Genomic DNA, 25,775 nt, shown 5'->3' on the forward strand with positions numbered 1-25,775 from the left:
GACTATGTGACGAATAAAAACAGGTCGGTAAAGCCTATCTAACATAATCTCAGGAAAATTTAAACAGGCTCTTAATTGTTAATTATTAATTGTCTAATAGTCTAATAGTCTCATAAGTGGTTCCTTGCTTATGACACTACGAAGGTACGGCAAGCTATACGCGCCACGATTAATGCGGCACGAAGCACGATAGAGCCGGGAGCATCGGCCTTTTCACAGGCTACTTCGTTCAGAAGTTGGGAGAAGTAGGCGGTATGCTCTTCCTACTGGCTGTCGCTCAGGATGACTTCCGTAGGCGACTGTTGCAGGAATAAGAACATATCGAGCACTTCGCCGCTGAGTTTTTTGAAGAAAGTGTCGTAGTCTTCCTTGCCTTTGATGGGCGTGGCGGAACGGTACTTCCAACGTGACTCGGCGGTGAGTATGGCGAAGCGGCTGTACAGTCCGTTGTTCAAAGAAGGGATGAAGAAAGCAAGTTGGTTGGGGGTGCCGGTGAATGAGAGAGCCAGATGCGGGTCTTCGGCACAGATAATCTGGTCGTCTATCTTGTAGTCCGTCGATACGGGTTCGTGATGGAACACGTCGTCATGATGTCCGCACTTTTGTTTCATAGCACCGGATATCATATCAAGTTCGGAGGTGTTGATGATGAGCCCGAGTTTGCCGTTGATTTTCAGACGTCTGATCAGCTGGTTCTTGGATGTGTTGGGGGCGCCGCAGAGATATAGGTATTCGGGCTTGTATGATAGGTCAACGTATTGATATCCAGAAGATAAGCATTTTTGCAATTCTTGGCGGGTATATCCGTTTCCTACAATTTCCGCTGCCATAACAGATGTTAATTTTTCAAGTTCTTCTTTTGAAAATCCTTTACGTCGTTCGCTTCTTCCCAAGGCGAGCATGGACTCGTGCCGGTTTTCTTTCTGCCAGGGGTGATATCGAAAGAAAGTGTGGACGAAGGCTTCGATATATCCGCGGGCTACGTGTTCTTTTGCTTCACGGTTGATAATGGTCTGATTCGTTAAATAGTTGTAGCTCAAGGTGGATTTATTCCCATAAAGATAAAAAAAATAGAGAAAGGCGGGTATTCCTTTCTCTATTTTTTTATTTATCGGATGGATAAAATATTATACTAAGTGTCCTATCCACTCTTCACGGTCGCCCGGAAGAAGGTCGATGACCGGAATTTCCACCATAGTGTAGCATCCCGGCTGTTGTTTCATCGAAGCGCGTGCCACGCATACCAATACCTGTGCGGTCAGTGCGGGGTTGTTGATGCGCATATTAAATTCGAACAACTGGTTCTGCGTTTTTCCCGATACGCCTTTGCGGGTGAGATTTACGCCGTGTCCCATGTCGAGCAGCGCGTCTACGCTCGGGACGAGTTTCACGTGTGTCTCGTCGTTCACGAAGTAAGGGTCTGCCTTGATGGCGGCGGCCACTTCCTCAAATTTGTATCCGTCTTTCAGTTCGATGTACACCATGCGGCGGTGGATTCCCGTACCGGTGGGGATGGTCATGGAAAGGGCGGCTTTCACTCCGTCGACGGCTTTCACGGCTACGGTGTGTCCCATGCTCATGCCCGGGCCGAAGTTGGTGTAGGTGATGCCTTTCGGGGCAATCGCTTCGAGCATCGTACGCACGATGGAGTCACTTCCCGGGTCCCAGCCTGCGGAGATGATGGATACGGCTTTGTGCTCTTTGGCGGTTGCGTCCAGTGTGCGGCGCAGGTCGACGATGCCGGTGTGGATATCGAAACTGTCTACGGTATTGATGCCCATAGCCAGATATTCTTTTGCATATTTCTCAACGCTGCGGGTGGGTGTGCAAAGGATTGCCACGTCTACGCCTTCCAGCTCTTTAATGTCCTTTACTACTGCGTAGTTTGCCAGTTCTTCCGGTTTGTTCTCTGCTCCCGCACGACGGACCACTCCGGCTATTTCGAAATCAGGCGCTGCTTGTAGCGCTTCAAGTACGTAGTGTCCAATGTTGCCATAACCGATGATGGCAGCTCTTACTTTTTTCATTCTTTTATTGGTTTTATATGAACATTTTTCTTTGTTTATGTCGCAAAAATAAACAAATTATTAGGATGGATTGTTTGCGGGCGGCATTATTTTTATTTTTTTTTAGATTCGCTACGGTTTGCATGGGATACGACTCGTGCATGCGTCAGATTTTAACCGTCGGGCTCTTAAAACGGATAATCTGTAGAAAACGAATAATCTATCTGTGGAAAACGGATAATCTGTAGAAGACGAATAATCTGTAGAAAACGAATAATCTGTAGAAAACGGGATAATCTGTGGCGGGAAAGTTTTATCTTTGTTCCCATTATGATAGAATATATTAGAGGCGAGCTTGCCGAACTCAGTCCGGCAACCGCGGTAATCGACTGTAACGGGGTGGGGTATGCCGCCAATATATCCTTGAATACCTATTCGGCTATTCAGGGAAAGAAAACTTGTAAGTTGTATATTTATGAGGCGATTCGTGAGGACGCGTATGTGTTGTATGGCTTTGCCGAAAAGCAGGAGCGGGAGATTTTCCTGTTGCTGATTTCTGTTTCAGGCATCGGCGGGAATACGGCACGTATGATTCTTTCCGCCCTCTCGCCTGCCGAATTGGTGAATGTAATCAGCACCGAAAACGCGAATATGCTGAAAACGGTGAAAGGTATCGGTCTGAAGACGGCGCAACGTGTGATTGTCGACCTGAAAGACAAAATTAAGACGATGGGAATGTCTGCCGCAGGCAGCGTTGCCGGTGTAGGTGGCATGGTGCTGCAAACTGTCAATGCGGAAGTGCAGGAAGAGGCTGTGGCTGCGTTGACGATGCTCGGTTTTGCCGCTGCGCCTTCGCAGAAGGTGGTGTTGGCCATTATGAAGGAAGAGCCGGATGCTCCGGTGGAGAAGGTTATTAAACTGGCTTTGAAACGACTGTAATAATTGAAACGATTGAAACGACTGAAATGATGAAGGAACAGAAGATTTATATGCGGACATGGACTGAGATGCATGGCCGTGCGAAGGTGATGGCTACGGATGAATGGTATCTTAATCTGGTTAACGAACTGTTGCCGTTGGTGGCGAGCTCTTATATGTATCAAGGCAGGGAGATGGTGGAAGACCAGCGACGGGTGGCTTTGTCGTGTGCCCTGTATCTGGAAGATTGCGTGGCGGACGCGGGAAACTGGCGGGAGTTCATTCATTGGCATAAAGAGAATTACGGTCGTTACCTGCCGTTCCATTCATTGTCTGCGGACTACTTGCCGGATGAAATCAACCGTGAGGACATTGCTTTCCTGCTGTGGGCTGTCAATTCGCCGGTCGGTGATGGTTTCGACTGGGTGGAGAATCCGATGAACAAGGATTTGCTGGAGTTTGCGGACGTACTTTACGAGCGTTTGGATGCTGTTTTCGAATCGGCTCCTATCAGCGAACATCTTGCTCCGGGCTGGATGATGGAGACGGAGTTGATGCGGAAGAAACGCCAGCCTCTGCCGGTGGCTTTGCCGGGAGAGAAGATGCCGGCGAATGTGGAACGTTTCTTAGAGGCAAGTAATGGAGAACCGCTCATGTTCTTTGGTTCATACAATGTTCTGAAACTCTTCTTTATCAATTCGTTGAAGTGGGAAGATGAGGAGGATGCCCTGTTGCCGGATTTGGCGGAGTTTGATAATTTCGTTGTTTACGGCAATCCGAAAGGATTGTTGATAGGTCCTGATGTAGCTCAGTTTTTTGCTGATAAGAATAATCCGTTTTATAGTGTCGAAGAGGCTGAGGAAGGGGCGTATGAAATGTTCTGTGAAGAAGGGTTGTGCCCGTTCGACTTGCTGAAGTATGGAATGGAACACAATCTGCTGCCGGACGCACAGTTCCCGTTCGAGAACGGAAAGGCGCTGTTGCAGGAGAATTGGGATTTTGTGGCTCGCTGGTTCTTGGGTGAGTTTTATGAAGGAGAATAAGGAGTAAGCTATGCCGATAAAAAAAAGTAATAATCCTTTTGCCGGAAAGGCAAAGTCAGGAGCCGGGAAAAAGAAGAGTACCGGAAAACGGATAGGAAAGTCGAAGAAGGAAAAAGCAAATAATCAGTTGAATAGAAGGGTGAAGTAAGGCTATGCCGTTTTAAACTTTGGAGACTATGCCGTTTCTCTATATGAGGAAACGCTGTTTCTTCGGAATAAAGAACGCTATGATAGAATAGACGGGAACAGTTGTTGATATGAAAAGTCACCACTGTTCCCGTCTGTCTTTTATTTTTTCTTGAAGGTGCTTCTTTTATTTTTCGGTCGTTGCTTCCTGCGCTTTCCGTTCCTTTTTCTTATTGATAAATCCGATTTTCAGATTGGCTTCTTCTTGTTCTTTCTTAATCTGCTGCATGGCGGAAAGAATTTGCGCCAACTCATAGACAGATGCCGCAGCCTGGCGGTCGGTCTCACTCATGGTTGTCTTGTAGGCACGGTCGCCGAGGTATTCTACGCGTAGATTCTTGTCTTTGTTGAGGTTGATGAATCCGATAACGTTTCCGTCCGCTCCCAGTTTATAGTCCGCTTTCTCTATCTTTTCATTCATGTCTGTCGTTTCGTAGCTGTCGTTGGAAGCCGGAGTTTCGGCAAAGCTGCCGTCAGGGGCAATCACTTTGACGCCTACATGATGGATATTGCCTGCACCACAATAGATGGAAGTCATGCTCATGTTGCCCAGTTCGTCCACCTGGAAGCGGAGAAAGGAGCGGTGCATGTTCTTTTCTATGCTCTGTGCAGGGTGGAGATAATTGCCTGTCTGCTGGTATTCGGCGTCCTTTTCGAGGATGAATTTGTCTTTGATGGCGTTGAACGCTTCGGTCTTTGCCTGGAAGGCGCTGTCGAGATAAGCTAGAGTCTTCTGCTGTGCCTTTGTCTCTACATCGAGCATCAGTGCCTGTCCCGCTTTGCGTGCTTCGAAGGCTTTGGGGTAGAGGATTTTGATACTGTCGATTTGCGACTTGGCTTCTTCGTAGTCGCCACGTTCGTAGGCAGCTTTGGCAACCGCCAGTTTCTCATTGGCTTTTTTTTCAAGCCCGTTGCCGCAGGCAGCCAGTGCCAGCGTGCCGCAAAAGAGGATAATCGGTTTTTTCATCACAAGTCTTATTTACTATTTTATTGTTTACGGTTTACTGTTCAGGACAGACAGGCTGTTTCTGATTCATTGTTCACTTATTAACGGCAAAAGTACGAATATATCCCTTATTTTTGTAATTTTGCATCCTCAAAACGTATAACTAAAAGGAATGATAGAGTTGACTCAAGAGGAATTGAAGCAGCAATTCAGCGAACCCATCTTCAGACAGATAGCCGAAACGGCGGATACGCTCGGTTTGGAATGCTATGTGGTAGGCGGTTATGTTCGCGATATTTTTCTGCAACGTCCCTCTAAAGATATAGATGTAGTAGTTGTAGGCAGTGGAATTGAAATGGCGGAAGCACTCGGCAAACGTCTGGGACGGGGTGCGCACGTTTCTGTTTTCAAGAATTTCGGAACGGCACAGGTAAAATATAAAGCTACGGAAGTGGAATTTGTCGGTGCGCGCAGGGAGTCCTACCAACGGGATTCGCGCAAACCGATTGTTGAGGACGGTACGCTGGAAGACGACCAGAACCGTCGGGATTTCACTATCAACGCCCTTGCGGTTTGTCTCAACAAGGCGCGTTTCGGCGAACTGGTAGACCCGTTCGGCGGTTTGGATGATATGAAGGAGAAGACGATTCGTACTCCGCTCGATCCGGATATTACTTTTAGTGACGACCCGTTGCGCATGATGCGCTGCATCCGTTTTGCTACGCAGTTGGGCTTTTATATTGACGACGATACTTTCGACTCGCTTTGCCGCAATAAGGAACGGATTGAGATTATCTCCCGTGAGCGCATTGCGGATGAACTGAACAAGATTATTCTTTCGCCGATTCCCTCGAAAGGGTTTGTCGACCTCGACCGTAGCGGATTGCTGCCGTTGATTTTTCCGGAATTTGCAGCGCTGCAAGGGGTGGAGACACGGAACGGGCGTTCGCACAAGGATAATTTTTATCATACGCTCGAAGTGTTGGATAATATCAGCAAGAAGACTGATAATCTTTGGTTGCGCTGGGCGGCGTTGCTGCACGATATTGCCAAGCCTGTCACGAAACGGTGGGAGCCGAAGGCGGGATGGACGTTCCATAATCATAATTTCATCGGTGAGAAGATGATTCCGGGGATTTTCCGGAAGATGAAGTTGCCGATGAATGAGAAGATGAAATATGTGCAGAAGCTGGTCAGCCTGCATATGCGCCCTATTGTCATTGCGGATGATGTGGTGACGGACTCGGCGGTGCGTCGTTTGCTTTTTGAGGCGGGCGATGATATTGATGATTTGATGATGCTTTGCGAAGCGGATATTACTTCCAAGAATATGGAACGCAAACAGCGTTTCCTGAATAACTTCCAGTTGGTGCGCCAGAAGTTGAAAGACCTGGAAGAAAAAGACCGGATACGTAATTTCCAGCCGCCTGTGAGTGGAGAGGAGATTATGGAAATCTTCGGTTTGCAGCCGTGCCGGGAAGTAGGGGGGCTGAAAAGCGCGATAAAGGATGCTATTTTGGACGGAGTGATTCCCAATGAATATGAGGCTGCCCATGCTTATCTGATGGAGAGGGCGAAGAAGATGGGGTTGAGGCCGGTTGATAAATAGATATTCTTTATAAGAATAGGAGGTTTGTCAACAAGCAGGAAGTATACTGGTAATATAACTCAGGCTCGGATTACACAGATTAAAGTAATTTAAATTCGTGTAATCCGAGCCTGAAATATAATAATCACTTATTTCTTTATCAGTGCAGTTGTTATTCGGGCAATGTCACAGAGAAATATGGATTCGGAGTATGTTGCTCAAAGATGATGGCTTTCATCTTTTCTACGATGTCCGGATGTTGGAGTGCTATGTCGTTATCTTCGTGAATATCAGTCTTCAGATTATAAAGTGAAGGTTTTCCCTTTTTGACGATTAGCTTCCAGTCGCCCATGCGTACCGCTATCTGATTCGTTTCATTGAACTCCCAATACAGGAAGTCATGTTGCTTCTGTTTCTTCTTGCCCAGCAATGTCGGAGCGAAAGAGATTCCGTCGAAATAATCCACGTCTTTCTCCTTGTTGCGGTATTTCTTTTCGTAGTTCTTGATGCCGGCTATGTCGCAGAATGTAGGCATTAAGTCGTAGAAAGCACAGATGTGGTCGTTCACCTCACCGGCAGGCACGCGTCCCGGCCAACGGGCGATGAATGGAATGCGTATGCCGCCTTCGTGGCATTGGCGTTTCAGTCCGCGCAGCTTTCCGTCTCTGCCGAAGAAAGTGGGGTCGGCTCCGCCTTCTTCGTGAGGGCCGTTGTCACTGGAGAAGATGACTAATGTGTTCTCGTCCAGTCCTTTCTCTTTCAGCTTCTTCAATACTTCACCTACGTAATAGTCGAGGCGGGTAATCATGGCGGCAAATTGGGCGTGGGTATGCGTGATAGCGTTGTAACGTGAGCCTTCACTGCCTTTGAATTCTTTGTCCGGGTCGAATTTTGCCTTGTATTCGTTCAGGAGGGAATCTTCCGGCTGAACCAGTTCCGCATGGGGCAATGTGTAAGTGAATACACCGAAGAAAGGATGTTTGGCGTCTTGTTTGTCGAGCCATTCCATTGCTTTCTCATGAATCATGTCGGCGGAGTATTGCGGGCGTTTCTGGTATTCGGGGCCGTACATCGGATATTTGATGTTTTCGTCCATGATGACACGTACTACGCCCGTATCGCCCAGCGCTTTGCTGTAACGGTTGAGGAAGTTGGGATAGTAGAGGTGAGCCTGGAACTGGCAGATATAGCCGTAGTATTCGTCTATGCCCCGTTTGTCGGGAGTGGAGCAGGAACCTTCGTAGCCGCCCGCCCATTTGCCGAACATACCTGTGGTATAGCCGTTGTCTTTCATGATTTCCGGCAGGATGATGTGGTCAGGGTCGTAAGGATGCTGTCCCACTACGGAATATTCTTTGTTATTTCCGTACATGGTGATGGGAGAATTTCTCCAATATTCCTTGTTGCCGCGTACTTCGCAGTGGCCGCTGTGCTGTCCTGTCATGAATGAGGCCCTCGAAGGAGCGCTGACAGGGCTGCCCGCATACGCTTGCGTGAAACGTATGCCTTCGCTTGCCATAGCGTCAATATGGGGAGTGCGTATGAACGGCTGACCGTAGCATCCCAAATCTCCATATCCCATGTCATCACAGAGGATAAATATAATATTAGGTTGGGAGTTCTTCTTCTGTGCATTGGCGGATAGAGCGGATAAGAGCAGTGTACCGCCAACTAGTGAGATTGATTTATAATCCATTATGTTGTTTGATTTTTTTTAGTTGAATGTCTGCTTTTTTTAAGGTTGAATGTACGAGTATTCGGAACTATTTGCCTATTATATCCTTTCCATCGCGTACGCTTTGGAGAATATTTTGCAGTTCAGTCACCTTTTCAGGCATTTTGGAAGCATAGTTGGTCACTTCTTTTACTTCCTGCATTTTGTAGAGTTGTGGCTCTTTGGAGTTTCCGGTTTCTATTTTCGGTCCCCACTGAATCATTTTCGGACCGTTGCTCGGTTCGATGTATTTCCAGTCTTTGGTGCGGACAGATAAAGTTTGGTTGGCAGCTTGTTCGATAACCCACGGACGGTCTTTCTTGTCTTTGCCCAACCAGCTTCCGAGGAAGTTGTAGCTGTCCGGTGCTGTGTTTTTGGGCATAATGGCTCCGGTCAGTGAAGCGAGAGAAGCCAACCAGTCGATTTGTGAAACCAATAAGTCCGAAGTCATGCCTTTTTTCACTTCGGCAGGCCAACTGACAATGGCGGGGATGCGGGTTCCACCTTCGAACGCGCTGTATTTGTTGCCTCTCAGCGGTCCGGCAGGGCTGTGTCCGTTGAGGAGTTCTTCAGCTTTATCGTCATATCCGTCGTCTACTACCGGGCCGTTATCGCTTGAAAGGATGATGAGGGTGTTTTCTCTCAGTCCCAGTTTCTCCAGTGTGTTCATGATTTCACCGACGCAATAGTCAAACTGTACGATAGCGTCACCTCTCAGTCCCATCGGGTTCTTGCCTCTGAAACGATCGTGAGGGAAGCGGGGAACGTGTACGTCGTTCGTTGCGAAATAGAGGAAGAAAGGTTTGTCCTTGTTTTCTTCGATGAATTGGATGGCGTGGGTGGTCAGTGAGTCTGCTATATTCTCGTCTTTCCAGAGTGCCTTGCCACCGCCTTTCATATAGCCGATACGGGAAATTCCGTTGACGATGGACATGTCGTGACCGTGGCTGGGTTTCAGGTTATACAGCATTTCAGGATTGCTTTTTCCGGTAGGTTCGCCTTCAAAGTTCTTCTGGTAGCTTACTTCGATAGGGGCACTGGGGTCGTAGTTGGCTACTTTCCCGTTTTCGATATACACACAGGGAACGCGGTCGGCTGTGGCAGCCATGATGTAATGGTAGTCGAAGCCTAAATCGCCCAGTGCGCAGGGCAGGGGAGCGTTCCAGTCTTGTGTGCCCGCCTTATCGCCGAGTCCGAGATGCCATTTGCCGATGGCAGCGGTAGTGTAGCCCGTACTTTTGAACATATCCGCCATCGTGTACTGTTCGGGACGGATAATCATTCCGGCGTTTCCGGCAGCTACGTCCGTTCCTTTTTTGCGCCATGCATATTCGCCTGTCAGCATGGAGTAGCGGGAGGGGGTGCTGGTTGCGGCAGTGGCGTGGGCGTTTGTGAAAAGGATTCCTGATTTAGCCAGCCGGTTGACGTTGGGTGTTTTTACGTTTTTGGCTCCGTAACATTGCAAGTCTCCGTAGCCGAGGTCGTCGGCGTAGATGAATACGACGTTAGGGGCTTTTGACTTTGTCGGTACCGTGTTTTCCGGCGTTTTGTTCGTTGCGTTTACTGCGCAAGCAATAGAAGATGCAAGGGTTAGAATCAAAGGTTGTTTCATCATCTTGTTAGGTGAATTAAATTGATTAAAATATTGATACAATGGGCATGTCTTTCAATATATGTATAAAAAATAAATGATTTTGCTTTGAATAACAGAGAGCCTCTTCTGGTGTTTGAGGCTCTCGTTATAGTATGTTTTGAATGCTCTTGTAACGAAGAATTCAGCTTAATTCGATAATTTCCTCATTGCAATTAGTCAGCTTTTCGATACCTTCATTGGTGACTACCCAAGAGTTTTCTATACCGACAGGACCTACACCCGGAAGAACTATTTTCGGTTCGAGGGCAAACACCATTCCCGGCTCCAGTTCCTGCTTCATGCGGGGGGCGAGTACCGGTGCTTCATTGATTTCGATCCCGATGCCGTGACCGATAAACTTGGCTTGCTGACCTGTACCCATGAATTTGTCTGCAAATCCGGCTGCGGTGGCAATTTCGATAGCTGTATCATATAGCTTCTCGCAAGGAACCCCCGGACGGGCTATGGAAGCAATCTTTTCCTGAATATCGAGGCAGACTCGGTGAGCTGTATAAGCCTCTTCGGATAGCTTTCCGATAGAGAATACGCGGCTCATGTCTCCCATATATCCGTTGAAGTTGCCGCCCAGGTCTACCATGACGCTTTGCCCTTCTTTCAGTAGGGACTTGTTGGTTCCACCCGGCAGGGCAGGGTCAAGACCTTGACCACCCAGTGCAAAGTCATACGGGGAAGGATAACCGGCATTGTCTCCGGTCAGCACACTGCCCATAAAGATTTCCATACTGCGTCCGAATACGCGGAAAATACCCAAACAGCCTTGCAGGCGCATCAGACGTTCTATCTCGATAGAAAACTCGATATCTGTCATGCCGGGACGATATACACTCGGTATCAGGTCGTACGCTTTTGCGTGGGCGATGCCCGAACGGCGGAACATTTCGATTTCAATAGGAGTTTTTACACTGCGTGCCTGGCGAATCAGCGGGGTTCCGTTCACAACTTCCGCTTCTGGGAACAGGCTTGCCAGACGGCAATATTCCGTGTAGGGAAGTTCATCGCCTTCCAGCATTAACTTTGCAGGCATCGGCAATCCCTGTTCTTTCAGCAAATCGACAATTTGTTCCGGTTTGCGGATAGGGAAGGCATGTTCGCCTGTGATATTATTGGGACGTTTGAAAAATAGCAATGCAGGTGAGTGGAGAGGGAGATAAATATAACCGCTGACTACACAGCCATAAGTATAAATTAAATTTGCATTACAAGTGATTAGCGCAGCATCAATGCCCTGTAACGCCATCAGACTGCGAATCTTGTCGCGACGGAATTTTAATTCGGGTTGTAGCATCTTTATTTATTTGTTACATGATTATTTGTTGTAGAACTATTGGTTGTTACCCTATAATGCCACAAAGATAATTAATTCCATGGAAAATATGGTTAATTTCAAAAAAAATAGCGCTGCCCGTGTCCTGTCACAGGAGACGAGCAACGCAAACCACAAATACAAATACAACTAAACAAAGTCTTTCTTAGATAACGCCTTGTCCCATCATTGCGTGAGCTACTTTCATAAATCCGGCAATGTTGGCACCCTTCACATAATTAATGTATCCGTCGGGTTCCGTGCCGTACTTCACGCATTGCGTATGGATACCGTGCATGATTGTGTGGAGTTTTTCATCCACTTCGGCGGCACTCCAGCTCAGGTGCATGGCGTTTTGAGACATTTCCAATCCGGAAGTGGCAACACCACCTGCATTGACTGCCTTACCCGGTGCGTACATCTTCTTATGTTCGATGAAAAGGTCGATGGCTTCCGGCGTACAGCCCATGTTGGAAATTTCTCCGATACAAAGTACGTCATTTTTTATGAGATTTTGAGCATCTTCTCCATTTAATTCGTTCTGGGTCGCGCAAGGGAGTGCAATATCCGCTTTTACTTCCCACGGACGCTTGCCTTCTACAAAGATTGCGTTCGGATATTTTTCTGCATAAGGAGCAACGATATCATTACCCGAAGAACGTAGTTCGAGCATATAGTCTATCTTTTCACCGCTGATGCCGTCCGGGTCATAGATATATCCGTCCGGGCCTGAGATGGTGATTACTTTGGCACCCAGTTCGGTAGCTTTGGTTGCTGCGCCCCAGGCAACGTTTCCGAATCCGGAGATGGCTACTGTCTTGCCTTTAATATCAATGTTTTTTGCCTGCAACATTTGATTGACAAAGTACAGGCCGCCGAAACCGGTAGCTTCGGGACGAATCAGGGAACCGCCGAATTCCAGTCCCTTTCCGGTGAAAGTGCCTGTAAATTCACGGGTCAGTTTCTTGTACATTCCGAACATATAGCCTACTTCACGTCCGCCTACGCCGATGTCACCGGCAGGCACGTCCATGTCGGGACCGAGATGACGCCATAATTCCAGCATGAATGCCTGGCAGAAACGCATGATTTCAGCGTCGCTCTTTCCACGTGGAGAGAAATCGGAACCGCCTTTGCCGCCGCCCATAGGAAGGGTAGTGAGTGCGTTCTTGAAAGTCTGTTCGAAACCGAGGAATTTCAGGATGGAAAGGTTCACGGAAGCATGGAAACGGATACCCCCTTTGTACGGGCCGATAGCGTTGTTGAATTGTACGCGATAGCCGAGGTTGGTTTGCACTTCACCTTTATCGTCTACCCACGTCACACGGAAAGTAAAGATGCGGTCGGGTTCCACCAATCTTTCTATGATTTTAGCTTTTTCAAATTCTGGATGTTGATTGTATATATCTTCAATGGAGAGAAGAACTTCTTTTACTGCTTGAAGATACTCAGATTCACCGGGGTGCTTTGCCTCTAGAGAGGACATGATTTTTTGGATGTTCATGATACTATATTTTAAAAGGTTAATTCTGATAAAATGTCAACTAACTCACTGCAAATATAGGAATTTTTTTCAAAGTTGCTTATTCTGATACTTATATTTTGATTAAATAATGATAAAATGTAAGGTTTCTCTGGCAGATGTCTGCTTGTTCTTCCACCACTTTCGCCATCAGTTTGCAGGCACCGTGCCGGTTTTCACCATATTCGCAGCCACTGCGAAGGGAATAAATCTACAAAATAATAAGAGATAAACAAGTAAACTTTATAAAGAAGATGATGGAAAATGAGATTTAAAGAATTAACTTTGCAAAATGTGATTCTGTAGATAGACGATTTGAAATAAGAAAGGAGATGACTTTATGCTCAGTAAATATAAATTAAACCAGCTTTACTTCAAAGATACGCAATTTGCTAATTTAATGACCCGGCGAATTTTTAACGTGTTGTTAATAGCCAACCCTTATGATGCTTTCATGCTCGAGGATGACGGACGCATTGACGAGAAGATTTTCAATGAATATACTTCATTGTCTCTGCGTTATCCGCCCCGGTTCTCGCAGGTGTCTACGGAAGAGGAAGCGTTGGCTCAGTTGGAGAATATGTCATTCGACCTGGTGATTTGTATGCCGGGTACGGGGGATAACGACAGTTTTGACATCGGCCGGCATATCAAGGAGAAATACGAGCATATTCCTATCGTTATTCTGACTCCTTTTAGTCATGGTATCACGAAACGAATCATCAACGAGGATTTGAGCGCGTTTGAATACGTGTTCTGCTGGTTGGGCAATACCGACCTGTTGGTGTCTATCATCAAGTTGATGGAAGATAAGATGAATCTGGAACATGATGTGCAGGAAGTGGGCGTGCAGTTGATTCTGCTGGTAGAAGATGGTATACGCTTCTATTCTTCCATTCTGCCGAATCTGTATAAGTTCGTGTTGCAGCAAAGCCAGGAATTCTCTACGGAAGCTCTGAATGCGCATCAACGTACGCTTCGTATGCGCGGGCGTCCTAAAATCGTGTTGGCGCGTACATATCAGGAAGCGATGGAGATTTATCACAAATATCAGAATAATATATTAGGTGTAATCACCGACGTGCGTTTCCCGAAAGTGGAACGGGGGGAGAAAGACGGTCTGGCAGGTATCAAGTTATGTGCCGAGATTCGCAAGAATGATCCGTTTGTTCCTTTGATTATCCAGTCGTCCGAATCGGAAAACTCCTCTTATGCAGCGAAATATGGTGCGAGCTTTATTGATAAGAACTCGAAGAAGATGGACGTCGATTTGCGCCGTATCGTTTCTGACAATTTCGGTTTCGGTGATTTTGTTTTCCGCAATCCTGAGACGGGTGAGGAGATAGCGCACGTTCGTAATCTGAAGGAGTTGCAGAATATCCTGTTTGCCGTGCCTGCCGAATCTTTCCTATATCATATCAGCCGCAATCACGTGTCCCGTTGGCTTTATTCGCGGGCTATGTTTCCTGTGGCGGAATTCTTGAAGCCTATCACCTGGAGCAGTCTTCAAGATGTGGATGCTCATCGCCGCATTATCTTCGAGGCTATCGTAAAATACCGCAAAATGAAGAATCAAGGGGTCGTGGCGGTGTTCAAGCGCGATCGTTTCGACCGCTACTCCAATTTTGCCCGTATCGGCGACGGTTCATTAGGCGGAAAAGGACGCGGACTGGCTTTTATAGACAATATGGTGAAGCGTCATCCGGAGTTTGACGAGTTCGAGAATGCACGGGTTGCTATTCCCAAGACGGTGGTGCTCTGTACGGATGTGTTCGATGAATTTATGGATGCCAATAATCTGTATCAGATTGCCCTTTCGGATGCGGACGACGATACGATTCTGAGATATTTCCTGAAAGCAAAATTGCCGGACAGGCTGGTAGAGGATTTCTTCACTTTCTTTGATGTAGTGAAGTCTCCGATTGCCATCCGCTCTTCTTCTTTATTAGAGGATTCTCACTATCAGCCTTTTGCCGGAATCTACAATACATATATGGTTCCTTATCTGGACGACCGCTATGAGATGTTGCGTATGCTTTCCGATGCTATCAAGGGGGTATATGCTTCGGTCTATTTCCGCGATAGTAAGGCGTATATGCAGGCTACCTCGAATGTAATCGACCAGGAGAAAATGGCTGTAATCTTGCAGGAAGTGGTGGGTAATCAGTATGGTGACCGCTATTATCCTTCCATGTCCGGTGTAGCCCGTTCATTGAATTATTATCCGTTGGGCGATGAAAAGGCGGAAGAAGGAACGGTAAACCTGGCTTTAGGATTAGGGAAATATATTGTGGATGGTGGCATGACACTCCGTTTCTCTCCTTATCACCCGAACCAGGTATTGCAAACCAGCGAAATGGAAATAGCTCTGAAAGAAACACAAACCCGTTTCTATGCTTTGGACTTGAAGAACGCAGGGCATGATTTCTCTATCGACGACGGCTTCAACCTCTTGAAGCTTCACGTGAAAGAGGCGGAAAATGACGGGGCTTTGCGCTACATCGCTTCCACATACGACCCCTATGACCAAATTATCCGGGATGGCTTGTATCCGGGAGGACGTAAAGTAATCACGTTTGCCAATATTCTGCAACATGATGTTTTCCCGTTGGCACGTATTCTTCAATTAGTGTTGAAGTACAGTGAACAGGAGATGCGCCGTCCTGTTGAAATCGAATTTGCAGCTACGCTAAGCCGTGAGCAGGATAAGACGGGTACGTTCTATCTGCTGCAAATCCGTCCCATCGTAGACAGCAAGGAAATTTTGGATGAAGATTTGAACGAGATACCGGACGAGGATGTAGTGCTTCGTTCTTATAACTCACTGGGACATGGCATTATGAATGACATTTGTGATGTTGTCTATGTCAAGACCGACGGTTACAGTGCTTCGAATAATCAAACTATTGCCTGGGAGATAGAAAAGATAAACCAGCAATTCCTGAACGAAGGCAAGAATTATGTGCTTGTCGGGCCGGGACGTTGGGGAAGTAGTGACACATGGCTGGGTATCCCGGTGAAGTGGCCGCACATCTCCGCCGCCCGTGTAATCGTAGAAGCCGGATTGACCAACTATCGCGTAGACCCCAGCCAAGGCACGCACTTCTTCCAGAACTTGACTTCTTTTGGTGTGGGTTATTTCACCATCAATGCCTTTATGAATGATGGGGTTTATAATCAGGAATTCCTCAACGCACAGCCGGCAGTGGAAGAAACAAAATACCTTCGTCACGTCCGTTTTGAAAAACCGATGATTGTCAAGATGGACGGGAAGAAAAAGCTCGGAGTCGTCCTGATGCCGGGTATCGACAAATAAGTTCAGTTAACGTTCTCAACTAGAATAAGAAAAGTTCTGTTTTTCATATGAAAAACAGAACTTTTGTGTTTTCCCTCCTTAAAGTGGTCTGTTTTTTAGATGTAATATGCTAATTGTGTTCCTATTTTCATATTTGGAAATAAAACTTTCTTTGGATACTTTATTATAAAAAAGTAAAACTGTATTTTTGTGTCCAGTTTTATATATTTTAGAGATTCTAGAGAGATGAGTAACAGACAACTAGTGAAACTAGCTTTTTGTATATGTCTTTTGTCTCTGTTTTTTTCTTGTTCTTCAGAACGTGATGAAGGTAGTGAAGGAAGTGGGACATTACATGTACAGGTTAATGCAAATCCCGAGGTGGTAGTGGGAACCAATACCCGGGTGGGTGACGGAACAGAACAGGGAGTTCCTGATGTAAATGATTTCTCTTTTTCCATATTTAAAGGAGAAACTCTTCGTGGAAAATGGGCTACTTTGGCGGATTTTTTTGCGGATGATGAACTGACACTTCGTTCGGGAAATTATACAGCGGTTGCTTCGTATAGTGATGTCGAAAATGAAGGATTTGAATTACCATATTTTGAAGGTAATCAATCGTTTACTATATCGAAAGGAAAAACGACTAATGTGAAAGTGACTTGCTATTTAGCGAATGCAAAACTAAAGATTACTTATACGGATGCTTTTAAAGAATTCTTTTCTTCCTACTCTTCCGAAGTTACTTCTTCTTTAAATAACATAGTAAAGTTTGAACAGTCGGAAGAACGCTATGGATATTTTAAACCGGGAGAGCTGCAAGTCCGTACCACATTTCGCAAAAAGCAAGGTAGCAGTCAGGAAGTGACTGTGCAAGCAAAAACTTTTTTAGCAGAAGCCCGTCATGCTTATATTTTGACACTTGATGTGGATGCAGGTTCATCAATGTTGAATATATCGTTCAGTGACGATATTCCAAATCAGGAACCAATAACAATTGATGTTTCTGACGAAGCGTTAAGTGCTCCGGCTCCTTATCTGAAAGCGAATGGATTTGGGACAGAAGCATTGTCTGTTGTTGAAGGTAAAAGTGCAGAATCATCACAGATTTACGCATATTTGAATGCGGCTGGTGGGATTGCCCATTGTAATTTGACAACTCACTCCAATACTTTGATTGAGCAAGGATGGCCGGAGTCGGTGGACTTGGCTAATGTGCCTGCCGATATTTTAGAAAAAATGCAAGAGTTAGGATTGAAAATCGTAGGTCTAAGTGACAAGAAGGATAAGATAGCGATGATTGATTTTACGGATGTTATCCCTTTCTTGGAATATAAAGAAGGGGACGCAGAACATCTTTTCACTTTAAATGCGGTTGATATACTTTCAAAAACCAATGAAGAACCGTTGACTCTCAAAGTGAATAGTCTGGATAATAAGTTTGCAATTACTACTGGACCTACAATTGCTTATGGTACGACCAAAGTGAATGTGAATATGACGCTTGATGGAGATCCATTAAAAGTTAATTATTGGTTGAAGGTAGGTGATAGCAAGCAAGCTATTACTCCAAAGAAAATAAACTCTGATAAGGAACAACATCAACTGACTTTTGTTTTGCCTGAGTCACAGACTTCCATAATGCAAATAGAGGCTAACTACCTTCGTCGGATGAAGTCGGTAGAAAGTACTGTTGAAGCTCCATTGTATACACTTAGTCTGGCTTATCCTGGTGATGTTTGGACAAAGAAAGCAACAGTACAAGTGGACAAAAGTATTGAGGACGGTTGGGAATTTTTATGTTTTAATGACGGGAAAGAAATAAATCCGGTTTATAGTGTTGATAATACTTCTGTGTCCATGACCGGATTGCCTGCAGGGGAGAAAATAGATCTTCGTATTGTGAAAAAGGATTTGGAAGGAGATATTGTTGCAGCTTCTGATGAATTGGAAATTAATACGGAAAGTGAATTACAGATACCTAATTCAAACTTTGAACAATGGTATGAGAAGTTTGTATGGAAATCAGATAAAATAAGTGGTATTAGTAATGGAAATCAGGAAATATATACTGCATATCCTTATTTAGAAGGTGAAAATGAGCCGTGGTGGGCAACACGCAACGATTTGAGTACAGCTGAATCCGATGATCAATCTTATTTTTATAGATATCATCTGAGTACTACCTATGTTAATTCTAACCATTCTGCTAGCTCAAAAATAGGAATTTCGAATAAACCGTGTAACGGTGAGTATTCTGCAGAAATAGCTGTTGTAGGCTGGGGGGCAGGAAGTACTTGTTCTAAAAAGAATTCTCCTAATTGTAGAAAGAAAACATCAGGTTGTTTGTTTATAGGTCAATATGATAAACAATCAGGAGAACAATATGGACATATATTTAGTTCTCGTCCTACTCAGATGTCATTTATTTATCGTTTTCATTCTATAAATGGTGAATCTGCTTCTGCTGTTGTGAAAATAGAACATCGTGAAGACGATGGAAGTATTGTTGTATTAGGTGAAGGTATGTTGGAATTGACGAGTTCAATGGCTACTCCTGTTGACACTCAGGGAATAGTTGGTATTGAATATAAGAATATTCAACTTTCACCGACACACATATCTGTTGAGTTTTTGGCAAGTACTGCTTCTACGCCATCTGTGAACGGATATAGTGGCAGTTTAGGACTCTTTGCTGGATATGGAGATACTAGAGCTATAGGTAATGTTTTGGTTATCGATGATCTGGTTTTAGAATATGCAAACTAATTTACATTAAATAAAAATGATATGAAAAAAATAATTCATCCGACATATTTGTTGCTGACTGTTTTGATAATATTAATGTCAGCTTGTGATCGCGAAAACATGGATTTTGGAAAAGAGTCCAATGATTATGGACAAGTGAATTTGGCTTCTATGGGACTGTCGGTAAATGTAAATGCTACTCCGGTATCTCGTGCTGAAACAGTAGATCCCAGTAATTATATAGTAGGCATCTATAATGCAGAAGATGAAACTTTGGTTTCGGAATGGAAATATAGTGAGCTTCCTGAGATTTTTCAGTTAAAGGTGGGAAAATATAAAGTGATAGCTCATGCTCCTAATGTTGGCATAGCTTTATTTGATGAACCCTATTGTGAAGGATCGAAGAATTTTGAGATTCAGAAAGATCAGATTACTAATCTTGAAACGGTTAACTGTACATTGAATTGTATCATGGTGACTATCCAATATGATGAGAATTTCAGGAAATTGTTGGGGGATGAGGCTAATATTAAAGTTACTGTTAATAATAAATACTCTCTTAATTTTGAAAAAGATGAAACTCGTGCCGGTTATTTTCCTGCGGAAGTGAGTGGTAATGTAATTGATGCGAACTTTATAGGTGAGCTTGATGATGAACTAGATGTGCCAATTAATAAATCTTTTCTCAATATAAATATGGGTTCTCAATTGATTATTACTTATACATTGCGGGATGCCAATGGTGATCCGGGAACAGGAGGAGCTGCCAATCCGTCTGTTGAGTATGATGTTACTTGTGATATTGTAGAGTTGGATGGTTCTGTTCATCCCGGAGAGGAAGAGGGAATAGACGACTTTCCATCAGGAGGAGATAAGGAAGGTACTGACCCTACTGTGACAAGTGGTAATAAGAATTTTGATTTGAATACTCCAATTGATGCAAATGACTATAATGAAGAGGTTGATGGTCCTGTTGTTGTGAATTTGTTGGCTTCCAGAGGAATAAAGAATGTGATTGTGGAGATTACAAGTTCTGATAACGATTTTGTGGCGGCTGTAGTAGAATTATTTGGTACTACGTCCTTTGATTTGGCAAACCCGCCGGCAGATGAGGACCATAAAAATAACTTGATTTCATTAGGTTTCCCGGTTGGAGATGAAGTGAAAACAACAGAGACGGTACCTTTTAATATTACAAAATTTGTTCCACTGTTGCAGGTATATCATGGCATGCATCAGTTTAAGATTACGGTGAAAGATGTAACAAATGCATCTGCTACAGCTACCTTGACATTGAATACCAAGTAAAAGTGAGGTAAAGGAGTATGATGAAAAAGATTAATAAGTATATCATTTTATCTCTGTTGGCTTTAAGTGGTTGTCAGAGTGATGAAAATGTAGGCTATGGTGGAGAAGGTACGCTTCGTTTGGGGGTACAGATGAAAAATGACTTGCAGGTAGTTGTTACTCGTTCTCTGACTGCCGATGAAGAAAGTGCCTTGGTAAAAGATTGTAAAATTCGAATTTATGATACGGATAAGTTGATTCGTAAATACTTGGGTACGGCAGAACTTCCGGAAGAAGGGATAACATTGCCTTCCGGCGAATACCGTGTACGGGTGACTGCCGGGGATTCTGTGGCTGCATCGTTTACCAAAAAGTTCTATGAGGGAGTTGAACCTTTCACTGTAGAGAGAGCAAAAGTAACCCCGGTAGATGTGATATGTAATATTGCGAACACAGTAACAAAAGTTGCTTTCGGTGAATCTTTGAAAACTGTTTTTAAAGAAGAATATGCTGTGTCAATAGCCGTAAAGGCAGAAAATGGAATATTGGATTTTAATGCGGATAATTTGGAAGCAATGGGATATTTCTCTCTTCCAGCCGATTGCGATACTTTGTTTTGCACATTTTCGGCAACTGATATTGCAGGACGTCCGTACACACAGGTTGATACTATTCCACAAGCGAAAGCAGCCACTCTTTATCAGTTGACTTATGAATATAAGGATATTGAGGTGGGAAATCCTGATACCGGAGGGGCTATTTTACATTTACGAGTGGATGCCACTCCGTTGGAAATCATTGAAGAAGAGGTTGTGTATTACCGTCGCCCGGTATTTACTGCTGCATATGGAGATGAAATCTTCAATCTGGATGCCACAAGTTATGTCGCTACTGAAAGTGGTTCGGATGTTACTATAAATATTACCGGCTCTTCTGCTTTGCAACAAGTGCTTCTTTCATCTGAACAGTTTCCTGAATTCTTGGCAACAAGTGAAAACTCTTTTGACTTGAAAAATCTGACAGAGGAACAAAAAACTCAGTTGACAGAAGGTGGAATACTGATTGATGAAAAAGCAGAATCCAAAGGATATGCATTGAATCTGATTCTGTCTGCTGATTTGATTCGGAAATATACGGTTAACGAAGGTGCTTATGCAATTAGCCTGACTGCGACAGATGCAAATAATAAGATGCGTACAGCAAACTGGAAGATGGTAGTTTCGGATGCTACCGTACAAACAGAACCTGTTCCGGTCTATGAAGTGTGGGCAACAAAAGCTACTCTGTATGGTACTGTTCTTCCCGGTCGTGAGCCACAAGGTGCATTGGCCTTCCGCTATCGTAAGGCGGATGAGCAAGAATGGAAAATAGTAGATGCTGTTCGTGACGGGCAGAATGTTCAGAGCGCGTCTGCTGTGACGGGATTGCTTTCTGACACGAAATATGAATATCAATTAATGGATGGTGATGTGCTATCTACAGTTGTCTGTACGTTTACTACGGAAAAAGCATTGCAACTGGAAAATAGTGGTTTTGAATATTGGTCGGGAAGTATGCCTGCCTATATTGCGACTTCATCTGCCGAAAGTGATATTTTTTGGGATTCAGGAAATCATGGTTCCAAATCTGCGAGTGTCGATATTACGGTTGCTGATGCTTCTATTAAACATAGTGGAACATATTCTGCTAAGTTAACTTCAACAGATGCCAAAGTTCTTGGAATCGGACAGTTTGCAGCAGGTAATCTGTTTGCCGGAAGATATTTGAAAACCATAATGGATGGATTGAAAGGAAATGGTGTCTTAGGTTGGGGGCGTCCTTTTACAGCCCGTCCGTCAGCTTTACGTGTCTATGTTAAGTATCGTCCTGAAGTAGTAACTAACAACGCCTTGCCTGAACAAGGACTTATTTCAGGGGAGCCGGATCAGGGAATCATTTATGTGGCTGTAGGTGATTGGCCCGGAACGGGTAGTGAATATATTTCGGGATATGAATGGGCTGTCGTTGCACAGACGGATTTTAATCATCCGGAAAACACACGCACTTTTGATCCGAATGATGAGAATATAATTGCCTATGGAGAGCGTATTTTTACGGAGGATGTTGGCGGAGACACTGAAATGGCGGAGATTATCATTCCTTTGGATTATCGAGATAACACCCGTTTGCCCAAATATATCGTGATGGTTGCTTCTTCTAGTCGCTATGGAGATTATTTTGCCGGAGCTGTGGGGAGTATAATGTGGATAGATGATGTAGAACTAGTGTATTAACCATTGATTATCAAATAAATATTGCACGTGAAAAAGATTTTAATATATCTCTTGTTGATAGTGGGTATGACTGCTCAGGCACAAGAGTTTAAACGTAATATAGAGGCTCACACCTTTGTTCCGAAAGGGCAATGGATTGTTGGCAGTTCGGTTTCTTATTCCGAACATAACGAGCAGAACTATCAGTTTCTGGTAATTGATGGTTTCAATTCAGATGGATATACCTTTAAGGTGAGTCCGATGTTTTGTTATGCATTTAAAGATAATGTGGCTGCCGGAGGACGTTTCTCTTATGGACGTACATTGACAAAATTGGATGGAGTGACTCTGAATCTTGACGAAGATACCAAGTTTGATGTGAATGATATGTATCAATTGAAGCACACGTACAGTGCCATTGGAATTCTTCGAAATTATATCAACATAGGGACGAGCAAACGTTTTGCTCTTTTCGCTGAAACCAGGTTGGAGGTTGGTGGAAGCCAGTCTAAAGTAGTCACAAAGGATAATACTTCACTAAGCGGAACGTATTCAAAAACTACAGATTTTGGCTTGGGAGTCGCTCCCGGTATTGTTGCGTTTATAAATAATTTTACGGCAGTTGAGGTCAGTGTTGGGGTTCTTGGATTGGATTTTAGTAAGGTAAAACAAACTACAGATCAAGTGTATGTCGGAGAGCGTTCGTCGAGTGCGGCAAACTTTAAAATTAACCTATTCTCTATTGGATTAGGTATAGCATTCTACTTATAAGAAAGAAATAATGAGTCGATTAATCTATATATGTGTAATGGTTGTGTTGGCTGGAGTACAGACACTTTCGGCACAACAACGGGATACAGTTATAATACGTGATACCATTTATTTGGATAAAGCGGAATTGGAGAGGAAGAAAGATGTTGTAGAGAACACTAACTTGATTCATATCAAACCAATCGGACGCTTTGATCGTGGAATTGTAAGTTATCGGTTTATTCCTAAGAAAAAATGGATTGGTGGTCTTACCTTCTCCTATGTTAATTTTGATAGTGATGACAGCCGTTTGCTGTTTTCTATGCTGAAGGATTTTGATTGTAACTTTAAAATGTTTTCAGTTAAGCCTTTTGTTGGTTATGCAGTGAAGGATAATGTTGTAGTCGGAATGAAGCTCGGATATAATCATACAATTGCTGATTTAGGAAATATATCGCTTAATATTGATGAAGAGTCGGATTTCTCATTGAGTAATATGAGATATGCGGAAGACTTGTATTCCTTTGGCTTGTTCCACCGTTCGTATGTCGGGCTTGATAGGGGAAAATTATTCGGATTATTTAATGAGACGACATTAACGTATTTGAATGGGACATCGAGTTTTGCCAGAGGAGAAGGAGCGGAATATAAGCGGACGGATACAACGATAAATGAATTGCATTTGGGTATCAATCCGGGCATCTCTGTTTTTATAACACAGAATGTTTGTGCAGAGCTTTCTTTTGGAGTAGTGGGTTTCAAATATAGATTGGAGAAACAAAGCAATAATTTGGGAGAAACTGGAAAACGACGGTCTAGCGGTGCTGATTTTAAGATCAATCTGTTTAATATAAATATTGGTTTAACTTTTTGCATGTAATGGTGATGCGTATTATATATAATTTATCTCTTAGTGCAGTAATCGTATGTTTACTGCAAAGCTGTATCAAAAATGATATAGGATATCCGCAGATTGCATTATCTATTATAGAAATGCATGTGACTGGACAGCAAGGGAATGCTCTTGTTTCCGAAGAAAACCGTACAGTCACACTTAATATAGAAGAGACGCAGGATTTGAAAAAAGTTCAGGTTACTGCTTTCACTGTGACGGAAGGTGCTGAAAGTACACTTGCGGTGAACGATATTATTGATTTGACGAGTCCTTATAAAGTAACATTGTCACTTTATCAAAATTATCAGTGGAGTATCCTTGCCAAGCGTAATATAGATCGAACTTATAAACTCCAAAATCAAGTTGGGGTATCTGATATTAATGAAGAACAGCGGTTGGCTGTGGCATATGTGACAAAAGACACAAAGTGGAAAGAGCTGCAATTGCTTGAACTGAAGTTGGGACCGGTAGGAGCTACTTATAATGGAAGTACTGAAATACCTTCTTTGAATTGGACTGTATATTCCAATTACGCTTCTGCCAAAATCTTGGTGAAATATAAAGATTCCTTTGAAGAAGAATGGGAAGTGCGTGCTTATCGTAAAGATAAAAATGCTGAAACGAAGCAGGCCGATGGATGGGTGAATGTAGCATGGTTATATGGTGAAGGGCTTGAAGGAGAGGATAATGGGTTTGAAATCCGTGAGACTTCCGCACTTGAATGGCAAAAAGTAGATAAATCTTATATAACATTTGATGGAGCGGCATTTACGGCTTGTGTTCCACACCTAAAGGCGGAGACAGAATATATTTGCCGAGCTTATTCTGGAACTGACTATGGTACAGAACTTTCCTTTACAACAGGAAAAGCGGTAGAAATTCCGGGCGGTTTGTTCGAGGATTGGAGCAAAGAGGATAAGGGCAATAACAAGATACTTTGGAAACCATGGGCAGAAGGGATGGAGAAAGGGTATTGGGATACGGGTAACAAAGGTGCTACTACTGTTGGCACCAGTAATACGATTCCGGTGTTTGATACATGGAATGGCTCGGGTAAGGCTGCACAGTTGAAATCTGTTTATATTGTATTGAAATTTGCTGCTGGTAACTTGTTTGTCGGAGATTATTTGAGAACAGATGTTACTGATGGAGTGCTTAGTTTTGGCAAGCCATTTACAGAACGTCCCACTCGTCTGAAAGGACATATTAAATATACAAGCGTAATTATCGACAAATCAACTTCTGAATTCAGTTATTTGAAAGGTCGACCTGATTCTTGTTATATTTATGTAGCTTTAGGTGATTGGGATGAACCTGTGGAAATTCGAACTAAGAAGAGTGAGCGTAAATTATTCGATAAGAATGACCCGAATATCATTGCTTATGCGGAATTCATTTCCGGAAAAACTATACCTCAATACACAGAGTTGGATTTACCTTTAGTTTATCGTTCTACTAGTCGTGTTCCTAAATATCTGGTGTTAGTATGTACGGCAAGTAAGTATGGTGACTACTTTACCGGGGGAGATGGCAGTACTTTATGGGTAGATGATTTTAGTTTGAAATACGATTATGATGATTAGTTTCAAAATTGTGTCCTTCTAATGAAACAAAGCGTTGTAAGCGTCCGACATGACGTATTGCTCCCAACCATAATAACACTGACTT

Annotated in this window: 18 protein-coding genes; 11 read left to right on the top strand and 7 right to left on the bottom strand. The window is 43.9% G+C overall.

The window, feature by feature from the left end:
- Positions 1 to 263 precede the first annotated feature (263 nt).
- The gene (locus NSB03_RS13790) at positions 264 to 1,040 is read right to left on the bottom strand and encodes a DUF3987 domain-containing protein (RefSeq protein WP_257466443.1); all 777 of its coding nucleotides are present in this window, start codon (positions 1,038 to 1,040) and stop codon (positions 264 to 266) included.
- Between the two features lie 87 nt (positions 1,041 to 1,127).
- Positions 1,128 to 2,027, bottom strand: coding sequence for a diaminopimelate dehydrogenase (locus NSB03_RS13795; protein WP_024987771.1), 900 nt, complete (start codon positions 2,025 to 2,027; stop codon positions 1,128 to 1,130).
- A gap of 309 nt (positions 2,028 to 2,336) precedes the next feature.
- On the opposite strand from NSB03_RS13795, the gene ruvA reads away from it, so the two are divergent.
- The 3 genes from ruvA to NSB03_RS13810 are packed head-to-tail and all read left to right on the top strand — an operon-like array spanning position 2,337 to position 4,115.
- Positions 2,337 to 2,945 (top strand): Holliday junction branch migration protein RuvA, encoded by a 609-nt coding sequence (gene ruvA / locus NSB03_RS13800; protein WP_024987772.1) that lies wholly within the window; start codon positions 2,337 to 2,339, stop codon positions 2,943 to 2,945.
- Between the two features lie 29 nt (positions 2,946 to 2,974).
- Positions 2,975 to 3,967, top strand: a complete 993-nt coding sequence (locus NSB03_RS13805; RefSeq protein WP_024987773.1) for a DUF3843 family protein — start codon at positions 2,975 to 2,977, stop codon at positions 3,965 to 3,967.
- A 10-nt stretch (positions 3,968 to 3,977) separates the two neighbouring features.
- The gene (locus tag NSB03_RS13810; protein ID WP_167521124.1) at positions 3,978 to 4,115 is read left to right on the top strand and encodes a hypothetical protein; all 138 of its coding nucleotides are present in this window, start codon (positions 3,978 to 3,980) and stop codon (positions 4,113 to 4,115) included.
- A 165-nt stretch (positions 4,116 to 4,280) separates the two neighbouring features.
- Here the strand turns inward: NSB03_RS13810 and NSB03_RS13815 are convergent, their stop codons facing one another.
- A complete protein-coding gene (locus NSB03_RS13815) occupies positions 4,281 to 5,120 on the bottom strand; it encodes an outer membrane protein assembly factor BamD (protein ID WP_024987774.1) in 840 nt (279 codons plus the stop codon).
- A 151-nt stretch (positions 5,121 to 5,271) separates the two neighbouring features.
- On the opposite strand from NSB03_RS13815, the gene NSB03_RS13820 reads away from it, so the two are divergent.
- A complete protein-coding gene (locus tag NSB03_RS13820; protein WP_024987775.1) occupies positions 5,272 to 6,708 on the top strand; it encodes a CCA tRNA nucleotidyltransferase in 1,437 nt (478 codons plus the stop codon).
- 151 nt (positions 6,709 to 6,859) lie between these two features.
- On the opposite strand, the gene NSB03_RS13825 is transcribed toward NSB03_RS13820, so the two are convergent.
- From NSB03_RS13825 to gdhA, 4 genes are all read right to left on the bottom strand, one after another.
- Positions 6,860 to 8,383, bottom strand: a complete 1,524-nt coding sequence (locus NSB03_RS13825) for an arylsulfatase (RefSeq protein WP_135039212.1) — start codon at positions 8,381 to 8,383, stop codon at positions 6,860 to 6,862.
- 67 nt (positions 8,384 to 8,450) lie between these two features.
- The gene (locus tag NSB03_RS13830) at positions 8,451 to 10,016 is read right to left on the bottom strand and encodes a sulfatase family protein (RefSeq protein ID WP_371825036.1); all 1,566 of its coding nucleotides are present in this window, start codon (positions 10,014 to 10,016) and stop codon (positions 8,451 to 8,453) included.
- 160 nt (positions 10,017 to 10,176) lie between these two features.
- Positions 10,177 to 11,340, bottom strand: coding sequence for a M24 family metallopeptidase (locus NSB03_RS13835; protein ID WP_121766824.1), 1,164 nt, complete (start codon positions 11,338 to 11,340; stop codon positions 10,177 to 10,179).
- A 184-nt stretch (positions 11,341 to 11,524) separates the two neighbouring features.
- The gene (gene gdhA / locus NSB03_RS13840) at positions 11,525 to 12,862 is read right to left on the bottom strand and encodes an NADP-specific glutamate dehydrogenase (protein WP_024987776.1); all 1,338 of its coding nucleotides are present in this window, start codon (positions 12,860 to 12,862) and stop codon (positions 11,525 to 11,527) included.
- Between the two features lie 358 nt (positions 12,863 to 13,220).
- On the opposite strand from gdhA, the gene NSB03_RS13845 reads away from it, so the two are divergent.
- The 7 genes from NSB03_RS13845 to NSB03_RS13875 all read left to right on the top strand — a co-directional run bounded on the left by NSB03_RS13845 (position 13,221) and on the right by NSB03_RS13875 (position 25,690).
- Positions 13,221 to 16,196, top strand: coding sequence for a PEP/pyruvate-binding domain-containing protein (locus NSB03_RS13845; RefSeq protein ID WP_024987777.1), 2,976 nt, complete (start codon positions 13,221 to 13,223; stop codon positions 16,194 to 16,196).
- Between the two features lie 225 nt (positions 16,197 to 16,421).
- Positions 16,422 to 18,944 (top strand): DUF4493 domain-containing protein, encoded by a 2,523-nt coding sequence (locus NSB03_RS13850; protein ID WP_024987778.1) that lies wholly within the window; start codon positions 16,422 to 16,424, stop codon positions 18,942 to 18,944.
- A gap of 21 nt (positions 18,945 to 18,965) precedes the next feature.
- Positions 18,966 to 20,231: a DUF4493 domain-containing protein gene (locus NSB03_RS13855; RefSeq protein WP_024987779.1), complete on the top strand. Its 1,266-nt coding sequence runs from the start codon at positions 18,966 to 18,968 to the stop codon at positions 20,229 to 20,231.
- Positions 20,232 to 20,248: 17 nt separating this feature from the next.
- Entirely contained in the window at positions 20,249 to 22,483 is a 2,235-nt protein-coding gene (locus NSB03_RS13860) for a DUF4493 domain-containing protein (RefSeq protein WP_257466445.1), read from the top strand.
- A gap of 27 nt (positions 22,484 to 22,510) precedes the next feature.
- Positions 22,511 to 23,233 (top strand): hypothetical protein, encoded by a 723-nt coding sequence (locus tag NSB03_RS13865; protein WP_024987781.1) that lies wholly within the window; start codon positions 22,511 to 22,513, stop codon positions 23,231 to 23,233.
- A 7-nt stretch (positions 23,234 to 23,240) separates the two neighbouring features.
- On the top strand, positions 23,241 to 24,092 hold the full coding sequence (locus NSB03_RS13870; RefSeq protein ID WP_024987782.1) for a hypothetical protein: 852 nt from the start codon (positions 23,241 to 23,243) through the stop codon (positions 24,090 to 24,092).
- Positions 24,093 to 24,205: 113 nt separating this feature from the next.
- Positions 24,206 to 25,690, top strand: a complete 1,485-nt coding sequence (locus NSB03_RS13875) for a PCMD domain-containing protein (RefSeq protein ID WP_257466448.1) — start codon at positions 24,206 to 24,208, stop codon at positions 25,688 to 25,690.
- Positions 25,691 to 25,775: the final 85 nt, after the last annotated feature.

The organism is Bacteroides acidifaciens (assembly GCF_024623065.1).
In the GTDB taxonomy this organism is placed as follows: Bacteria; Bacteroidota; Bacteroidia; order Bacteroidales; family Bacteroidaceae; genus Bacteroides; species Bacteroides acidifaciens.

Bases quoted from the DNA above. Each gene is read 5' to 3' on its own strand.
- NSB03_RS13795 (WP_024987771.1), bottom strand. From the start codon at position 2,027: ATGAAAAAAGTAAGAGCTGCCATCATCGGTTATGGCAACATTGGACAC.
- ruvA (WP_024987772.1), top strand. From the start codon at position 2,337: ATGATAGAATATATTAGAGGCGAGCTTGCCGAACTCAGTCCGGCAACC.
- NSB03_RS13805 (WP_024987773.1), top strand. From the start codon at position 2,975: ATGAAGGAACAGAAGATTTATATGCGGACATGGACTGAGATGCATGGC.
- NSB03_RS13810 (WP_167521124.1), top strand. From the start codon at position 3,978: ATGCCGATAAAAAAAAGTAATAATCCTTTTGCCGGAAAGGCAAAGTCA.
- NSB03_RS13815 (WP_024987774.1), bottom strand. From the start codon at position 5,120: ATGAAAAAACCGATTATCCTCTTTTGCGGCACGCTGGCACTGGCTGCC.
- NSB03_RS13820 (WP_024987775.1), top strand. From the start codon at position 5,272: ATGATAGAGTTGACTCAAGAGGAATTGAAGCAGCAATTCAGCGAACCC.
- NSB03_RS13825 (WP_135039212.1), bottom strand. From the start codon at position 8,383: ATGGATTATAAATCAATCTCACTAGTTGGCGGTACACTGCTCTTATCC.
- NSB03_RS13830 (WP_371825036.1), bottom strand. From the start codon at position 10,016: ATGATGAAACAACCTTTGATTCTAACCCTTGCATCTTCTATTGCTTGC.
- NSB03_RS13835 (WP_121766824.1), bottom strand. From the start codon at position 11,340: ATGCTACAACCCGAATTAAAATTCCGTCGCGACAAGATTCGCAGTCTG.
- gdhA (WP_024987776.1), bottom strand. From the start codon at position 12,862: ATGAACATCCAAAAAATCATGTCCTCTCTAGAGGCAAAGCACCCCGGT.
- NSB03_RS13845 (WP_024987777.1), top strand. From the start codon at position 13,221: ATGCTCAGTAAATATAAATTAAACCAGCTTTACTTCAAAGATACGCAA.
- NSB03_RS13850 (WP_024987778.1), top strand. From the start codon at position 16,422: ATGAGTAACAGACAACTAGTGAAACTAGCTTTTTGTATATGTCTTTTG.
- NSB03_RS13855 (WP_024987779.1), top strand. From the start codon at position 18,966: ATGAAAAAAATAATTCATCCGACATATTTGTTGCTGACTGTTTTGATA.
- NSB03_RS13860 (WP_257466445.1), top strand. From the start codon at position 20,249: ATGATGAAAAAGATTAATAAGTATATCATTTTATCTCTGTTGGCTTTA.
- NSB03_RS13875 (WP_257466448.1), top strand. From the start codon at position 24,206: ATGCATGTGACTGGACAGCAAGGGAATGCTCTTGTTTCCGAAGAAAAC.